The organism is Sneathiella sp., from assembly GCF_036960985.1.
Taxonomy (GTDB): domain Bacteria; phylum Pseudomonadota; class Alphaproteobacteria; order Sneathiellales; family Sneathiellaceae; genus Sneathiella.
The window spans coordinates 113,881-130,050 of record NZ_JBALWD010000008.1 but is presented as its reverse complement, the minus strand read 5'-3'; the positions used below and the strand labels follow the sequence as shown (position 1 = coordinate 130,050).

General features: G+C 49.0%; 13 protein-coding genes. 10 read left to right on the top strand and 3 right to left on the bottom strand.

The annotated features are described in order from the left end of the window. Positions 1-17 precede the first annotated feature (17 nt). The 3 genes from V7723_RS06790 to V7723_RS06780 form a co-directional block, all read right to left on the bottom strand. On the bottom strand, positions 18-1,115 hold the full coding sequence (locus V7723_RS06790) for an alanine dehydrogenase (RefSeq protein ID WP_335683690.1): 1,098 nt from the start codon (positions 1,113-1,115) through the stop codon (positions 18-20). Positions 1,116-1,189: 74 nt separating this feature from the next. Further along, on the bottom strand, positions 1,190-1,645 hold the full coding sequence (locus tag V7723_RS06785; protein WP_335683689.1) for a cyclic nucleotide-binding domain-containing protein: 456 nt from the start codon (positions 1,643-1,645) through the stop codon (positions 1,190-1,192). A gap of 18 nt (positions 1,646-1,663) precedes the next feature. Beyond that, positions 1,664-4,318, bottom strand: coding sequence for an ABC transporter ATP-binding protein/permease (locus tag V7723_RS06780; protein WP_335683688.1), 2,655 nt, complete (start codon positions 4,316-4,318; stop codon positions 1,664-1,666). 237 nt (positions 4,319-4,555) lie between these two features. Here V7723_RS06780 and V7723_RS06775 point away from each other — a divergent pair, with 237 nt between their 5' ends. The 10 genes from V7723_RS06775 (at position 4,556) to V7723_RS06730 (ending at position 16,161) form a co-directional block, all read left to right on the top strand. Further along, the gene (locus tag V7723_RS06775) at positions 4,556-5,797 is read left to right on the top strand and encodes a glycosyltransferase family 4 protein (protein WP_335683687.1); all 1,242 of its coding nucleotides are present in this window, start codon (positions 4,556-4,558) and stop codon (positions 5,795-5,797) included. Continuing rightward, positions 5,794-6,927: a glycosyltransferase family 4 protein gene (locus tag V7723_RS06770; RefSeq protein ID WP_335683686.1), complete on the top strand. Its 1,134-nt coding sequence runs from the start codon at positions 5,794-5,796 to the stop codon at positions 6,925-6,927. Before V7723_RS06775 ends, V7723_RS06770 begins: the two co-directional genes overlap by 4 nt. After that, on the top strand, positions 6,924-7,505 hold the full coding sequence (locus tag V7723_RS06765; RefSeq protein ID WP_335683685.1) for a histidine phosphatase family protein: 582 nt from the start codon (positions 6,924-6,926) through the stop codon (positions 7,503-7,505). The genes V7723_RS06770 and V7723_RS06765 overlap by 4 nt, the downstream gene beginning before the upstream one ends. Then, positions 7,502-8,665 (top strand): glycosyltransferase family protein, encoded by a 1,164-nt coding sequence (locus V7723_RS06760; RefSeq protein WP_335683684.1) that lies wholly within the window; start codon positions 7,502-7,504, stop codon positions 8,663-8,665. The genes V7723_RS06765 and V7723_RS06760 overlap by 4 nt, the downstream gene beginning before the upstream one ends. Then, positions 8,662-9,480 carry a polysaccharide deacetylase family protein gene (locus tag V7723_RS06755; RefSeq protein WP_335683683.1) on the top strand — a complete coding sequence of 273 codons (819 nt, stop codon included), beginning with the start codon at positions 8,662-8,664 and terminating at the stop codon, positions 9,478-9,480. Before V7723_RS06760 ends, V7723_RS06755 begins: the two co-directional genes overlap by 4 nt. Next, on the top strand, positions 9,481-9,999 hold the full coding sequence (locus tag V7723_RS06750) for a hypothetical protein (protein ID WP_335683682.1): 519 nt from the start codon (positions 9,481-9,483) through the stop codon (positions 9,997-9,999). After that, positions 9,999-11,891: an ABC transporter ATP-binding protein gene (locus V7723_RS06745; RefSeq protein ID WP_335683681.1), complete on the top strand. Its 1,893-nt coding sequence runs from the start codon at positions 9,999-10,001 to the stop codon at positions 11,889-11,891. The genes V7723_RS06750 and V7723_RS06745 overlap by 1 nt, the downstream gene beginning before the upstream one ends. Beyond that, a complete protein-coding gene (locus V7723_RS06740; RefSeq protein WP_335683680.1) occupies positions 11,891-13,786 on the top strand; it encodes an ABC transporter substrate-binding protein in 1,896 nt (631 codons plus the stop codon). Before V7723_RS06745 ends, V7723_RS06740 begins: the two co-directional genes overlap by 1 nt. 165 nt (positions 13,787-13,951) lie before the next feature. Then, entirely contained in the window at positions 13,952-14,980 is a 1,029-nt protein-coding gene (locus V7723_RS06735; RefSeq protein ID WP_335683679.1) for an ABC transporter permease, read from the top strand. Beyond that, positions 14,977-16,161 (top strand): ABC transporter permease, encoded by a 1,185-nt coding sequence (locus tag V7723_RS06730; protein WP_335683678.1) that lies wholly within the window; start codon positions 14,977-14,979, stop codon positions 16,159-16,161. Before V7723_RS06735 ends, V7723_RS06730 begins: the two co-directional genes overlap by 4 nt. Positions 16,162-16,170: the final 9 nt, after the last annotated feature.

Here is a 16,170-nt window from a genome sequence, read left to right as displayed (position 1 = left end):
TGTCCCTTTTTACTACTCTATTTGTTCAAGATCTCAGCTGTCGGCGTAAAGGCACGGTCTTGAACCCGCGCCGCTTCTTCCAGCGTTAGGATGCCGTCAACACAGTTCAGACCCCGCGCGAGCCAGGGATCCCTTCGGCAGGCATCCAGGGCACCGTGTTTCGCAATGGATTTGATATGGGGCAATAGGGCAGTGGCGTAGCCAGCTGAAGAGGAAATGGGAACAGCACCTGGAATATTGTCCACACAGAAATGGCGAATGCCGTCTTCAACGTACACCGGGTCTTGCCAACTTGTCGGCCGACTGGTCTCAATGGCGCCGCCTTCATCGCAGGAGATATCGACAATAACCGCGGTTGGTTTGAGCAAAGCAAGATCTTTGCGATGGATCAAATGATCATTGCGATGTTTCGGCCACATGACGCAGTTGAAGATCATATCTGCCGAACCGAGATAGTCATGAAGGTTCGAAATGTCATCGGCGCGAAAGGGGGTGTTGTGCCAATCAAGACTAGCTTGCTTTCGTGCCCCCGCATTAATATCCAAGCCGACAACCTCAACCCCGAGGGAAAGAAGCGTTCTCAGCGCTCCCCGGCCCACATGCCCGAGACCGAGAACAATCGCCTTGGAGACGGGAGCCCCGAAATGAGACATAAAATGACGCCCGGTTCCGCCGTGATGAGCCAGCGACAAGCGGATGCCTTCAAAGGCTCCGACCTCACCAGCAAGCGGACAGTTGGGGGATCCATATTGATGGGTATCTTCAGCCGCAATGGCTATCAGCCCAACTTTTAGAAGATGATCCAATTGTGGACGGTCATTGGCAGAATGAATGTTTGTAAGAAGAATATGATGCTTTCGCAAGAGATCGAATTCTGCGGGTAGAATTTCCTTCACCTTGACAATAAGTTCTACCGTCCCGAATAGTTCGGCTGCGGTTTGCAGGATTGTCGCACCAGCCGTCAAATATTCCTGATCCGAGATTCCCGATAACTGTCCGGCACCGGCTTGAACAAAGAGATCCTGCCCGTCATCCGTTAGCTTTTTAATCTGCTCCGGTAACAAGGCAACACGGCCTTCCTGAGGCTTGATTTCTTTGGGAACGCCAATCTTCATTTCGATATCCACTCTGAAAACAGTAAGGAGCTCTGCATATGCGGCTCCAGCAGAGCGGTCAAGTGCCGTGCAGATCAGTTGCCGTTGTTTTCCTTGGCTTTTTGAAGCTCTGCCGTGGTGCGGACCAACCTCTCCGCCAATACTCGCATCATTTCAACGGCCATTTCTGGAAACTCAGTGACCATTCGGAAGAACACGTCTTTGGTGATTTTTAAAGTCGTCAGCTCTGTCGCCGCCTGAATGGTCGCTGTCCGGGGAATATCAATCAAAATGGCAATTTCACCGACTACGTCGTTTTTACTCAATGTGGCAACGGTGAGCGGGCCCGAAGGCGTATCAACAATGACATCGGCACTACCGGCCATGATAAAATACGCGGCGTCACCATTATCGCCTTGCTTGCAGACCAGATCACCCGGTTGAAATGTCAGCCGTTCCGAGGTGAAGGCAAGTAATTTAATTTTTGACGGCTCTATTTTTGCAAATAGGGGGATTTGCCGCAGGATTTCAACTTCTTCTTTAAGGCTCATCGAAGATCTCCTAACAATCTATGCATTCGACGGCATTTCATCTAATTCTATGCCGTCTGGAAATAACTTTTCTGGGGATCCCTTTTCCTGGATCTTACCACTTTTTAATACGAGTACTTGATCAAAATTCTTTGTTTTGTCCGCGTGATCCAATGACCAGACCAGTCCGCGTCCCTTAAACTCTTGTAATATGTTTTTCATAAGGCGTTGTTCTGTCGCTGCATCAAATGATGAGGTCGCCTGATTTAGGATCAGCATATCCGGATGCTTGATGATCGCCCGTGCCAGACATAATTTCTGCCGCTGCACGGCGCTGAGACGGGCTCCTGCCGTGCCGACACTGAAATTCAGACCAACGGCACTGATTGTCCGTTTTAAGTCCATTTCTTCCACGACAGTGGCCAGAACGGCGCCAATTTTTTCCGCGGCCTGAGCATAGCCAAAAGATATTTTTCCGAACAGGATATTATCCTGAAGGTTGGTCGCGGCACTATAGGTATCCGCATTGAAGAAGGCAACGCTGCCGGTCAGATCGTCAGGTAGGTTTTCAGCAAACTGGTGCCGGGCTTCAACGATTTTTTCCTGAATATCATCTGTCAACACACCGAGACGATGGCGCGACGGAATTACCTTAAAAGGAAGGGACATAAATCTCAATCGATCTTCTTCGCGCAGTTGATCAAGGTGATCCCAATCGATGCGGCTGTTCATAGCCTGATATTCGGGCAGATCATCCGAAGATATAAAACCATATAGTTGGAAGAATTCATGATCTGGCGGCAAGCCGGCAAACAGTTCGACCATCAAGGAAGCCACCTGATACCCCATACGCAGGAACGTTTCGGTCAGGTCGGCCTCTTCAATTACTTTTTGAACATAAGAGTTTTCCGCCATTCGATCCAAATCGAAAGCCGTCCCAACGGGCGTGCCGAAAAGTAGGTTTTCTGCCAGCGTCGCATTGGTATTGTAACTATCGCGCTCAAAGGCTTCGATCATGTTTTTGAGGCTAGGATCGCCTTCGATTTTTTCGAAAAAGCGTCGCCGTGCGGCAAGAACCTGTTCGGCTGCTTCGGGAAATTCCAGTGGGTCAATGGCACTGCGCAATCCGAGCTGGTAAACATCTTCACTGAGATCCACCATGGCCAGGACATCAAGGGCACGTGCGTCGAGACTAGGGGAATCTTCGACACAAGCGAGATCATAATCCAACCAATTGGCGCTCAAATCATCAGGGGAGTTTCCGGTAAGCTTGGCTTCGGAAATATATAAATCACGTCGCGCTTTGCCTTCGCCTTCATACGGACTCTCATGGAGAGGCCGATGTTTCAACCCGAAGAAAAGATTGTCTCCCAAAGTCGAATTAAAGACATATCCATGCTGTCCTACATACGCAAAGCGTCGCCCAACGATAGCCTCTGGAGCGATAGTTAAATCGATGCTACCGGCTGTCAAATTACCACGGTCGGGGTCAATAATTCTGGCCAGGACTCTGGTCAGGGCTTCACGCCCAGATCCAGCGGGACCGACAATGGCAACACGCTCTTTTAGGCTAAACCGAACATTCAAACCTTCCAGGAGAGTTGAACCCGTGTCATCCGCAAGGACGATATTGCTACCAATCATTTCGCCGTCGAGGGTCGGGAGGATCTCCGGCTCGTCCAATTGATTACTTTCATCGCGCATACCGGCAGGTTCAAATTGTTCAACCACCTGTCCATATTTAATACGGGCATCTTCACGCCGTTGGTAGTAGGCAAGTAGTTCTTTCCAGGGTGCCGCCATTTCTTTATGCGCACCAATAGCCGCAACCAAAACACCGATTTCCAGAGTGCCATTGATCACCATGGTTCCGCCAATTCCGTAGAAGAAAAAAGGGCCAAGCTGCTGAATAAAATTGTTAAGGAATTTGACGATAAATTTCAAAATGTAAATGCGATATCGAACGGTATAGATGCTGTCGAGTTGGTTTGAAAAACGGGCTCTCAGAAAGTTGGAACCATCGTGAGAATGTACCTCTTCCGCGCCGTTCACCGTTTCACCGATTTGATCCGAAAGCGCGCGGACAAGTTTGACGCGCCGTTTCCCGAGGAAATTTACTTTTTTCTGCAACTTGGGAATAAAATAGGCTTGCAGCGGGTAAAGCGCAATTGCGGCAACGGCCATAATCCAGTTCTGAATGATCAGGAAGCTGATGATAACCAGCAGATACCCGCCCTGAAAGATGGGAACCGCAAAGGCCTCACCTATAAATCCGCCCAATGGCTCGACTTCCGCCGTAATCATCGGAATGATTTCACCCGGGCTTTTCTTTTTGAATGTCGGCATGGGGAATCGCAAAATGCGACTGTAGAGCTGGAATCTGAGACGCCGCAGCATGCGCTCTCCAGAAATTCCCTGATAAACGTTTATGACATATTTGAAACCCTGGTTAATGACCACGAGCAGTAGGAAAAAGCCGACCATCATATACAGATACGGAAACTGGTCTATTTCAACACCGAAATACTCAACGGGAAAGGAGATGTCTTTGGAGGAAATGGCTTGGTCAATAATAATTGCGGGTATCTGTAAATAAATATACAGAAATGGGAAAGATAGAACCGCCATTATCGTAAGTACAACTTGCTGCTTTTTACTGTGACGCAGAATATACTTATAAATACTATGTTCCATAATTCACAGTCCGCCCACTCACCCCAATAATCACTTCAGAAAAGCGATAAAATAATTCGCTAGTTTTTCACAGTTTTGACCATGGCTGCAAGAAGGAAATTTGCAGTAGAGCGAGATCGTGACCAAGAATCAGAGAAAGATCAATTGTACTGCTTTCGGATTGTTTGTTGATATTCCACGTCCGAGCCCTTAACAAAGACTGTTCAAAATAGTCAAAACCTTGGGAATTTAGAGTCCGTGCAGGATCAGAACGTACCGATAGTAGCAGTTGTTTTAAAAGGCTATCCACGGCTTTCGGAAACGTTTATCGCACAAGAATTGCTTGCATTGCAGAAACGTGGCGTGAATTTACAACTCATATCACTGCGTCATCCGACGGATACCAAGACCCATCCTATCCATGATGAGATCTCGTCACCGGTAAATTATCTACCGGAATATTTGTACCAGGAACCCATGCGGATTATTCGGGCCTGGCGGGTTGTTCGACATAATCCCGGATATAAGTTGGCGAGAAAAACCTGGCTGAGAGATTTGAAACGAGACCGGACGCCGAACAGGATACGGCGGTTTGGACAGGCGCTGGTGCTGGCTGCCGAGCTCCCGGAGACGGTATCGCAAATTTACGCACATTTTCTTCATACCCCAGCATCCGTTGCCAGATATGCCGCCATGATACGGGATCTGCCCTGGAGCTGTTCCGCTCATGCAAAAGATATCTGGACTTCACCGGAATGGGAACTCCGAGAAAAGCTGGATGATTTGCAATGGTTGGTAACGTGTACGTCGGTGAATACGAAATACTTGTCGGGCCTCGCCAGGGATGAGACGAAAGTTGAGTTGATGTATCATGGCCTCGATTTATCCCGGTTTTCGGAATTTGATAAGAGAGATTTTACCCGGAACGGCGAGAAATCTGGAGACCCTGTAAAACTGGTGTCGGTGGGGCGCGCAGTCGTTAAAAAGGGCTATGATGATTTGCTAACCGCTTTGGCAGCCCTCCCGGCGGATTTGAACTGGACTTTTTCACATATTGGCGGCGGCCCCTTGTTACCAAAACTTAAAACCCAGGCGGTTGATCTGGGCATTGCCGACCGGATTGACTGGCGCGGCGCTTTGGCGCAAAAGGATGTGCTGCTGGCGCTTCAGGCTTCTGATATTTTCCTGCTGGCGAGCCGGATTGCCGAAGATGGGGATCGCGATGGATTACCCAATGTATTGATGGAAGCACAAAGTCAGCGCTTGCCCGTTATTGCGACCGACGTCTCGGCGATTTCGGAACTGATAATTGATAACGAAACAGGCTTGTTGGTGCCAGAGCGGGCGCCAGCGGCATTGACCGCTGCCATTCTTCAATTCTGCCGTGATCCAGAGTTACGCGAAAAATTTGCTGCGGCCGGGAACGTAAAATTGAGGACGCAATTCGATTCCGGGAAATGGATTGGAAAATTGGCGGAGAAGTTGGGAGAGGCCCAGTGAAGCTTGCTTTTTATGCGCCTATGAAACCACCGGATCATCCGACACCTTCCGGTGATCGACGGATGGGCAGGTTGCTTTGGAAGGCATTGGAACATGCCGGCTTTGATCTTGAACTTGTCTCCACGTTTCGCAGCTTGGAGACTTCAGGTGACGTGCAGGCTCAGATTAAGAATGAACGAGAAGGCCGCCTTGAGGCAGATCGGTTGATCGAGCTGTGGCGAGCAACCCCGTTTAAAATACCGGCGGGCTGGTTCACCTATCATGTTTATCACAAATCCCCAGACTGGATCGGACCGTATGTTTGTGAAGCCTTAAACATACCGTACTTTATCGCCGAGGCTAGCCATGCGCCAAAACAGGCTAATGGGCCGTGGAAACTTGGGTATGATGCGGCCGCCAAGGCGATTTCGCAGGCAGCATGCGTGTTTCACATGACGACTTTGGACGGCGCCTGCCTCAAACCGCTCATTGCGGACACAGACCGGCTGGTTTTTTTGCCACCCTTCCTGGATACGAAGACCTTTCTTGACGCCGCAGAGGAAACTGTAAATACGGAAGATCTCGTTGTGACCGCAGGAGGTCAACGCGGAAAAAAGAATATGCTGGCGGTTGCCATGATGCGGAGCGGTGACAAATTTGTTTCCTACGAGCAATTCCGATCGATACTCCCGCGGCTAAAGACAGAAGATTGGCAGCTCTTGATCGTGGGCGATGGGGATCGCCGCGATGACATTGAAAAGCTGCTGTCGCCCTTTGCTGGCCGAGTTGTTTATTTGGGGCAGCAGCCGGCGGCGGTTTTACCGGCCTTTTACAGATTTGCCGATGTCTATGTCTGGCCCGCCCATGGGGAAGCATACGGCATGGCATTTTTAGAGGCGCAGATTTGCGGGTTGCCGATTGTAGCCGGTAAAATTCGCGGAGTTCCGGACGTGGTGAAAGACCGTCAAACAGGATTGCTAACGCCAGAGGGGGATTTTGACGCGTTTGCCGAGACAGTAGATTTTCTACTGGCTTCTTTTTCCGTTCGTGAGGAGATGTCGCAAGCCGCGCAGCGCTTCGTCCAGTCAGAACGCGGCATTGAAAAAGCAGCCGAGACACTGAAGCACTACATTGGGCAGGTGTTGGCATGAAGCGGATATTGTTTATTCGCCATGGCAAAACCCAATGGAACCTGGAGAAAAAACTTCAAGGCCGACGTGATATCCCGTTATGCGAAGAAGGGATCGAGTTGCTGCAAAAATGTGCAATTCCGAAAGAATTCAATGGGTATGCCTGGTCAATAAGCCCGCTTGGCCGGGCGCAGGAAACAGCACAATTGCTCGGCGGCGGACCCGCACCGCTCGAGCCAGCGCTGATCGAAATGGATTGGGGTAAATGGGAAGGCCAAACCATTAAGGAGCTCCGCCAGGTTTATGGGCCGGAGATGTCTGTAATCGAGGCTCGCGGCCGCCATATGACACCGCCCGAGGGAGAATCGCCCGCCATGGTTATTGCCCGTCTCAAACCCTGGCTGGCGAACCTTGCGGGGCATACGATTGCTGTCACGCATAAAGGGGTTATCCGTGCCATCCAGTCTCTTGCCTATAATTGGGACATGACCGATAAATTGCCGGTTGAGTTTAACTGGTCCGCAGGGCATCTTTTTACCTTGGATGAGGCGGGCACGCTCCGCCCTGAGCACGTCAACATTAATCTGGAAAGCGAATGACCAATATGCCCGCCCCGAAGAAAATACTTTTTTATGTCCAGCATCTTCTGGGGATTGGCCATTTACGCCGGGCCGCCACGCTAACCAGAAATCTGGTCCGGGCTGGTTTCGATGTCACAGTCGTATCCGGAGGCCAAAAGATTGAGATCGATATGGGCGGCGCCCGTTTGGTGCAGCTGCCGGCAACCCGGGCAACGGACTTGTATTTTAAAGTGCTGGTAGATGAAGAGGGCGAACAGATCGATGATGACTGGCGGCAAAAACGCGCCAATATATTGCTTGATCTGTGGCGCGAGGTTAAACCCGATGTTTTGATGTTTGAGCTTTTTCCCTTCGGCCGTCGGCAAATGAGGTTTGAGCTGCTGCCGCTTCTGGACGCGGCCAAAACAGACGATCATCCACCAGTGATTATCTCTTCTGTCCGAGATATTCTTGTTGCGCAGAACAAACCGGGCCGAAATGACGAAATGCTGTCCCTGGTCGAAACTTATTTTAATTATGTTCTGGTCCATGGAGATCCGGATTTGATCTCCCTCGATCAAACTTTCCCGCATACCAGCCGCATTCACGACCGATTGTTCTATACAGGATATGTCGTGGATCAGACGGGCGTCAAAGGTCCAAGCGGTGCGCCGGGGGAAGATGAAATAATCGTCTCCAGCGGAGGCGGCGCCGTGGGAACCGATTTATTAAAGACGGCTATGAAAGCGCGCGCATTGAGCTCAGCCAAAAACCTGACATGGCGGATGATGGTTGGGGCAACTGTGGAAGACAGCGTGTTTGACGAGTTGTCGTCTTTGGCTCCGGATGGCGTGATTGTCGAGAGGGCACGAACAGACTTCACGACCTTACTAATGAATTGCACCCTTTCCATCAGCCAAGGCGGCTATAATACGGTGATGGAGGTTCTCTTTGCGAAATGCCGGGCGGTAATTGTTCCATACGCGGGCGGCCTTGAAACCGAACAAACCCTGCGTGCCCGTTTGCTGGCACAAAAAGGTGTGCTGCAAATTGCCGACGAAAAGGGACTGACGGCCGAAATCCTTGCCGCCAAAATTGAAGAGGCGCTTTCAGGCCCGCCGGCAACAGCACAAATCGACACAAATGGCGCGGCAAAATCTGTTGAACTTATCAAGAAATGGACCGGGAGCGCATCGTGACCAGCTGGGAGGCGCTCACCGCCGAACTTGATTTATGGCAGGCGGAAAAACGCATGGCCACATTCTGGTGGCGGGACGATGATCTCATTGCGCCATCTGCGGCTCTCGACCGCCTTATTAGTCTTCGTGATCACTTCAATATTCCGCTGGCCTTGGCTGTCATACCGGAAACTGTTGATTCGTCCCTGACAGACTATGTTACAGATTGTTTCATCTTACAGCATGGATTTCATCACCATAATTATGCGGATCCAAGCGCAAAAAAGTCAGAATTTTCCAATGCTCGGCCAGTCGAAGAGATGGAAGCTGATCTGACGAATGGCCAAAATATTCTCAGCCAACTTTTCGGCGACCAGTTTTTGCCGTTTTTTGTACCCCCGTGGAATAGAATTGATGACGAGGTGCTTCAACAATTGCCGAAATTGGGGTATATTGGTCTTTCAAGATATAAACCAAGGCTAAAGGCAGTGCCGGCAGCCGGCATGGTGGAAGTCAATACCCATGTCGATCCGATAGATTGGCGTGGGAGCCGCAGTTCACTTGAAACAAGCCAGATTTTAACAATGGTTCTGGAGCATTTGATCGCGCGGAGAACGGGTCATGCGGACGTACGAGAACCAACAGGATTATTGACACATCATCTGGTGCATGATGAGGAAATTTGGGCGCAAATTTATAAAGTCATGTCATTTCTATGCAACCATCCGAGCGTTAGATGGGTTCCCTTGCCGGCGGCAATTGCTCTGATTGATGAAATATCGGAAGATATTTTTCTGCCTAAAGTAGAAGCCGATCCAGCCGATGGTAATGGTTAAATGATGAAAGTTTTTGCATATTCCTTACAAGACTTACTTGGAAGCTATTTCCGGGCGTTATTCGGACTTGTTTTAACGTCAGTTCCTCTCTTGTTGTTAAACCCTTCTTCTGTCATTGTTTATTTGTTGGCATTTCTGTTTGTCTTGTTTTTTTGCTATGGAGTGCGGACAATTATTCGACAACTGACCCGCTTAGAGGTTAGTCAAAAAGGAATAATTATGATCGGTCCGATGAACCGGGCCATCAAATGGGAGGAGTTGGGAGACTTCAAGCTTAGCTATTACTCGACACGGCGTGATCGGGAAGCGGGTTGGATGCATCTCAAGTTGAAAGGTAAGGGTTTGGGATTGGGTATTGATTCAACAATTTCGGAATTTGATCAATTGGTGCGGTTAGCCTATTCGGCGGCCTCTTCAAATGGGATCGTTTTTGATGCGTCGACGATCCGCAATTTGCGGGCGCTTCGAATAACGGGCTCTGCGGAATATCCATCCTATGCGAAGGGAACTTTTGGCTAATGGCAAATGTTCTCCTTGTTAGAGATTTAAAAGTCGAGTTCCGTGTTGCCGAGGGTATTATTAAAGCCGTTGAAGGCGTGAGTTTTCGAGTGCCGGAAGGTAAAACGGTCGCACTCGTTGGGGAATCTGGATCCGGTAAGTCAGTAATTAGTCAGGCTATCATGTCCATTTTACCGAAACCTGCCCGTATTACAGGCGGTGAAATTCTCTTTTTCGATCCGGAAAAACCGGGTGTTTTTTATGATATTGCGAAACTCAAGCCCGATAGCAAGGAAATGCGAAGTATCCGGGGTGGACGTATTTCCATCATTTTCCAGGAACCCATGACCTCGCTGTCACCATTGCATACGATTGGTGACCAGATATCTGAAGCCTTGCATCTTCACCACGAAAAATCCAAGGAGGAAGGCCAGCAAATAACGGTCGATATGTTGCGGCTGGTTGGATTTCCTGAACCTGAAGCGGCGCTGCATACTTATCCCTTTGAGCTTTCCGGCGGGTTGCGGCAACGGGCAATGATTGCCATGGCCATGATCTGTAAGCCGGCACTCTTGATCGCCGATGAACCAACAACAGCTTTGGACGTTACAATTCAGGCACAGATATTGGATTTGATGCAGGGTCTTCAGAAACAACTTGGTATGGCCATTTTGATGATTACCCATGACCTTGGCGTTGTTGCCAGCATGGCCGATGAAATTGTCGTCATGTATCATGGCAAAATCATGGAACAAGGTACCCTTGACGACATTTTTGCGGCACCAGAGCATCCGTATCTCAAAGCTCTTATGCGCGCCATTCCCAGATTTAATATGAAACCGGGCGAGCGCCTGACGCCTATTCGTGAAATCAAGCGCGACAAAAACAGCCGATTTCTCGAGCAAGCTAATCCCCGCGAGATTATCAGCGGAGACGAAAGCCCGATTTTGGATGTTCGGAATTTGTCCAAGACGTTTACGACACGAAAATCGACATTATTTGGATCCAAACCGGGCGGTGAAGTCCTGGCAGTGGATAATGTTAGCTTTTTCATTCGTCCCGGCGAATGTTTGGGTCTTGTTGGGGAGTCCGGTTGCGGTAAAACGACATTGTCCAAACTGATCTTGCGGGCTTTGTCTGCAAGCGACGGATCGGTGACATACAACGACCGTGGACGGGATGTTGATGTTCTGGCGATGAAAGGTGAAGAACTGTTTGATTACAGAAATAAGGTTCAGTTTATCTTTCAGGATCCGTTTTCGTCATTAAATCCGCGCATGACGGTTTTTGATATCATTTCGGAACCGCTCGTCATTCATAACGTTGGTACCGTTAGAGAACGCGAAGAAACGGTCAAGGAATTGATGACCCTTGTCGGGTTGGATATTCGCTTTTTGCGGCGATATCCGCATTCTTTTTCTGGCGGCCAACGGCAGCGTATCGGTATCGCCCGGGCTTTGGCGTTAAAGCCCGATTTGCTCATATGTGATGAACCTGTGTCAGCGCTGGATGTCTCCATTCAGGCGCAAATTCTGAATTTGCTGAAAGACCTCCAAGAAGAGCTGGGGCTGACCTATTTATTCATCTCTCATAACCTTGCTGTGGTCGATTACATCGCGGATCGTATTGCTGTGATGTGCAAAGGCCGGCTTGTTGAGACCGCGCCGAAGGACGTTTTGTTTAAAAATCCGGTGCATCCGTATACCAAACGGCTGCTGGCGGCTGTCCCGGAACCGGATCCGAACAGAAGATTGGATTTTTCCCATTTGGTGGAAGAGAAAGCATCGAACCCGGAAATGTGGCCGCATCCTTTTACGGTGAATACGAGTAGTAGCCCGATTATGATGGATATTGGAGACGGACATTATGTCCGCGTAAGTGAAGATACCGACGCGAAGGAGTTAAGGCTTTGATGTCAAGATTTGTAAAGCAAGGGATGAATTTAGTAGCAGGTGCTCTTGTGCTGTTGATCTGGAGCCAAGCGCAGGCGACTGAAGTTCCTTTTTTAGAACCCGCCGTGGCGAAGGGTAACCTTCCGCCCGTTACCGAACGATTACCCAAGACACCGCGTGTTGTTGAACTTGGTGAGGACCAGGAATTGGGAAAATATGGTGGACGCCTGCACACGCTGATTGGCAATCCATCTGACGTCAAATTGATGTTTGTTTACGGGTATTCACGTCTCGTTGGATATTCACCGGATTTGCAGCTCGAAGCCGATATACTGGAATCCTTTGACGTCATGGAAGGCCGGAAATTTACCCTGAAACTTCGTGAAGGGCATAAATGGTCGGATGGCGCGCCTTTCACATCAGAAGATTTTAGATATTGGTGGGAGGATGTAGCCGGAAACATCAAGCTGTTCCCTGCGGGACCGCCAGCGGAGCTATTGGTTGACGGAAAATTTCCGATAGTCGAGTTTCCGGATCCGGAAACGGTTATTTATACATGGGATGCACCAAACCCGAATTTTCTGCCACTTCTGGCGGGCGCTTCGCCTTTGTTGATTTATAGTCCGGCCCATTATTTGAAAAAATTTCATGGGAAATATATTGATGTTTCGAAATTGAACAAAATTCAAAAAATCAAGATGAAGTCCTGGGCATCGGAACATAATCGTAAAGACAATCTGTACAAGTTTGATAATCCCAATCTGCCGACTTTGCAGCCGTGGCGCAATATGACCTCGCCGCCGGCGACGCGGTTTGTTGGTGAAAGAAACCCTTATTTCCATAGGATTGATACGGAAGGGCGTCAATTGCCCTACATTGACGAGCTCATTTTTAATGTATCTGAAGGTAAGCTAATCTCTGCCAAAGCCGCGTCAGGGGATACAGATTTACAGGCCCGCGGTATTCAGCTTCAAGATGCGACATTTCTGAAAGAGAACGAAGAACGGTCAAATTACAAGACGTTGCTTTGGCCGACAGTTCGTGGCTCCCATTTTGCACTTTTTCCAAATCTTAATGCGGAAGATGAAATGTGGCGCGGCTATATGCGCGATGTACGGTTTCGGCGAGCCTTATCTCTGGCCATCGACCGCGAGGAAATCAATGATACCCTGTTTTTCGGTCTCGCAATTGAGGGGAATAATTCTGTTCAAGAGCAGAGTGATTTCTATTCGGAAGAATTGCGCACAAAATGGGCGGAATATGATCCGGATACTGCAAATGAATTGCTTGACGAGATGGGGTTGACGGATCGCGATGAAGACGGTCACCGACTTCTTCCCGATGGGGAAAAGTTTGTCATTGTAATCGAGACCGCTGGCGAGACAACAGAACAGTCGGATATTCTTGAACTGATAAATGAAGCCTGGCAAGAAGTGGGTATTTCGGTATTTACCAAACCGTCGCAACGCGCAGTGTTTCGTAATCGCATTTTCTCTGGTGAAACTGTCATGTCGGTTTGGGCCGGGTTTGAAAATGGAATTCCCAGTGCAGAGTCGAGCCCAGCGACACGGGCGCCAACCAATCAGATCAGTTATCAATGGCCGAAATGGGGCCAGTATCACGAAACAAAAGGGAAGTCCGGAGAGCCTGCGGATATACCCGAAGCCATACTATTGTATGATCTCTATGACAAATGGCTAAAATCAACAGATACGGAAGAGAAAGCGGCGATTTGGCGCGAAATGCTCGATATTCATGCGGAACAACAATTTACAATTGGTATCGTCGGGGGCATTTTGCAGCCGATTATCGTCAAGAACACGCTCAAAAATGTTCCGGAAGAAGCAATTTTTAACTGGAACCCAGGTGCGCAGTTCGGCGTCTATCATCCGGATCTGTTTTGGTTTGATAAATAATTTAAATGTAAGCGAGTTTGAAAAGCGGCAATTTTGATAAGAAACTAAATAACTTTACGCCGATTGCAGACGATTTGTTGACGATGGCGTCGTTTTAAGTGAAAAATGCAGATGGGGAGCGGGGTTAAACCGACATAAAGTCGAGACCTCATAGAGCGGGGCTGAATGTTTACTTACTTTGTACACAGAGTACTGGTTATGATACCGACCTTGGTGGTTATCAGTATTCTGACATTTATCATCATTCAGTTGCCGCCCGGCGACTATTTGTCCAATCAGCTCGAAGAACTGAAATCACAAGGCGAATCCGCTTCAGCCATAGCGAAAATAGCTTTTTATCGAGAAGAATATTCACTCGATAAACCCCTGATCGAACAATATGCTATCTGGATGGGGTTTTGGCCTGGTCCGGATGGGTTTTCGGGCATGATACAAGGTGATTGGGGGCAATCCTTCGCCTATGACTTGCCTGTGCGAGAGGTTATTGGAGACCGGCTTGGGCTATCTTTTCTGATAAATTTCGCGACAATTGTTTTCATTTACGTTGTCGCCTTTCCTATCGGCGTCTATTCAGCAACACGGCAATACTCAATAGGGGATTATGGGTTTACGCTTGTTGGCTATTTGGGACTTGCAACGCCTAATTTTTTGCTGGCCATGGTGCTCCTGTATTACGCAAATGTGTATTTCGGCATTTCAATCGGTGGGCTTATGGACGATAAATTCGTCGACCAACCCTGGTCCGTTGATAAAGCCCTGTCGATCATGGATCATATGTTGATTCCAGTTGTCGTTATAGGAACAAGTGGAACGGCGTCCATGATCCGACGCCTGCGAGCGAATTTATTGGATGAATTGCAGAAACAATATGTGACAACCGCAAGAGCCAAAGGGGTGCCACGACTAAAAGCGCTGATCAAATACCCGATCCGCATGTCTCTCAATCCCTTTATCGCTGATATTGGCAATCTTTTACCGGACGTTATTTCCGGGTCTGTGATCGTCAGTATGGTTCTGAGTCTGCCGACCGTCGGTCCGTTGCTGCTTGAAGCTTTACGGAACCAGGATCAATACATGGCCGGATCGCTATTGATGTTTCTGGCGCTATTAACGGTTATTGGCATGTTTGTCTCCGACGTGCTCCTTGCGGTTCTCGATCCGCGTATTCGGCTGTCAGGGGGAGCAACGAAATGACGGATACCTCGGGTCCAAACAAAGAACAACCGTTAGAGCATTGGCATTCTGACGAACCCTTCGATCCGTATTCGGTCGAAGCACTTTCACCGGAACAGGAACGCTTTTACATGGCGTCCCAATGGCAGATGATGTGGTGGAAGTTCCGCCGGCATCGTATTGCGGTCATTGCCGGTATTGTCTTGTTGTTATTTTATTTTTCAATTTTGATTTCTGAATTTCTGGCGCCGTATGACTTGCACGGCAGAAATACGAAATTCATTTTTGCGCCACCGCAAGCCATTCATCTGTTCCATGAAGGAGAACTTGTTGGACCGTTCGTATATGGGTATAAGCAAAAACTTAACAGAGAGACCCTGAAGCGTGAGTATCAGATCAATTACAAGCAAGTGTATCCCTTGCGCTTTTTCTGTGCCGGCGATGAGTACGAGTTCTGGGGATTGTTTAAGGCATCTTCACATTTAGTTTGTGCGGCGGAAAAAAAGCGAGCGACTTTCTTCTGGTTGGGGACGGATCGACTTGGCAGAGATATTTTGTCGCGAATTATTTACGGTACGCGCATTTCCCTGACCATTGGCTTAATTGGGATAATTATAAGCTTTACGCTCGGTATTATCCTTGGCGGTATATCTGGATATTACGGCGGGTGGATTGATAATGTCATTCAGCGAACCATCGAACTATTGAAATCCATTCCACAGTTGCCCCTGTGGCTTGCGCTATCGGCAGCTTTGCCAGTCACCTGGTCACCCATTCTGGTGTTCTTTGGGCTAACGGTTATTCTTGGCTTACTGGACTGGCCAGGTTTGGCGCGTGCTGTCCGATCGAAGTTCCTGTCACTTCGTGAAGAGGATTTCTGTACGGCAGCGCAGCTTATGGGTGCTCCGCCGCAGCGAATTATTGGCCGCCACTTGCTGCCCTCTTTCGCCAGCCATTTGATTGCCAGCGCCAGCCTTGCAGTGCCGAGTATGATCCTGGGAGAAACAGCGCTGTCCTTCCTTGGGTTAGGTTTGCGGCCGCCAATTACCTCTTGGGGCGTGTTGTTGAATGAAACGACCAATATCAACGCGGTGGCGACGACACCGTGGCTTATTTACCCCGTTGTTCCGGTGATTTTGGTTGTCTTGGCATTCAACTTCCTAGGCGATGGATTACGTGATGCTGCGGATCCCTACAAGTAAAGTTGCCGC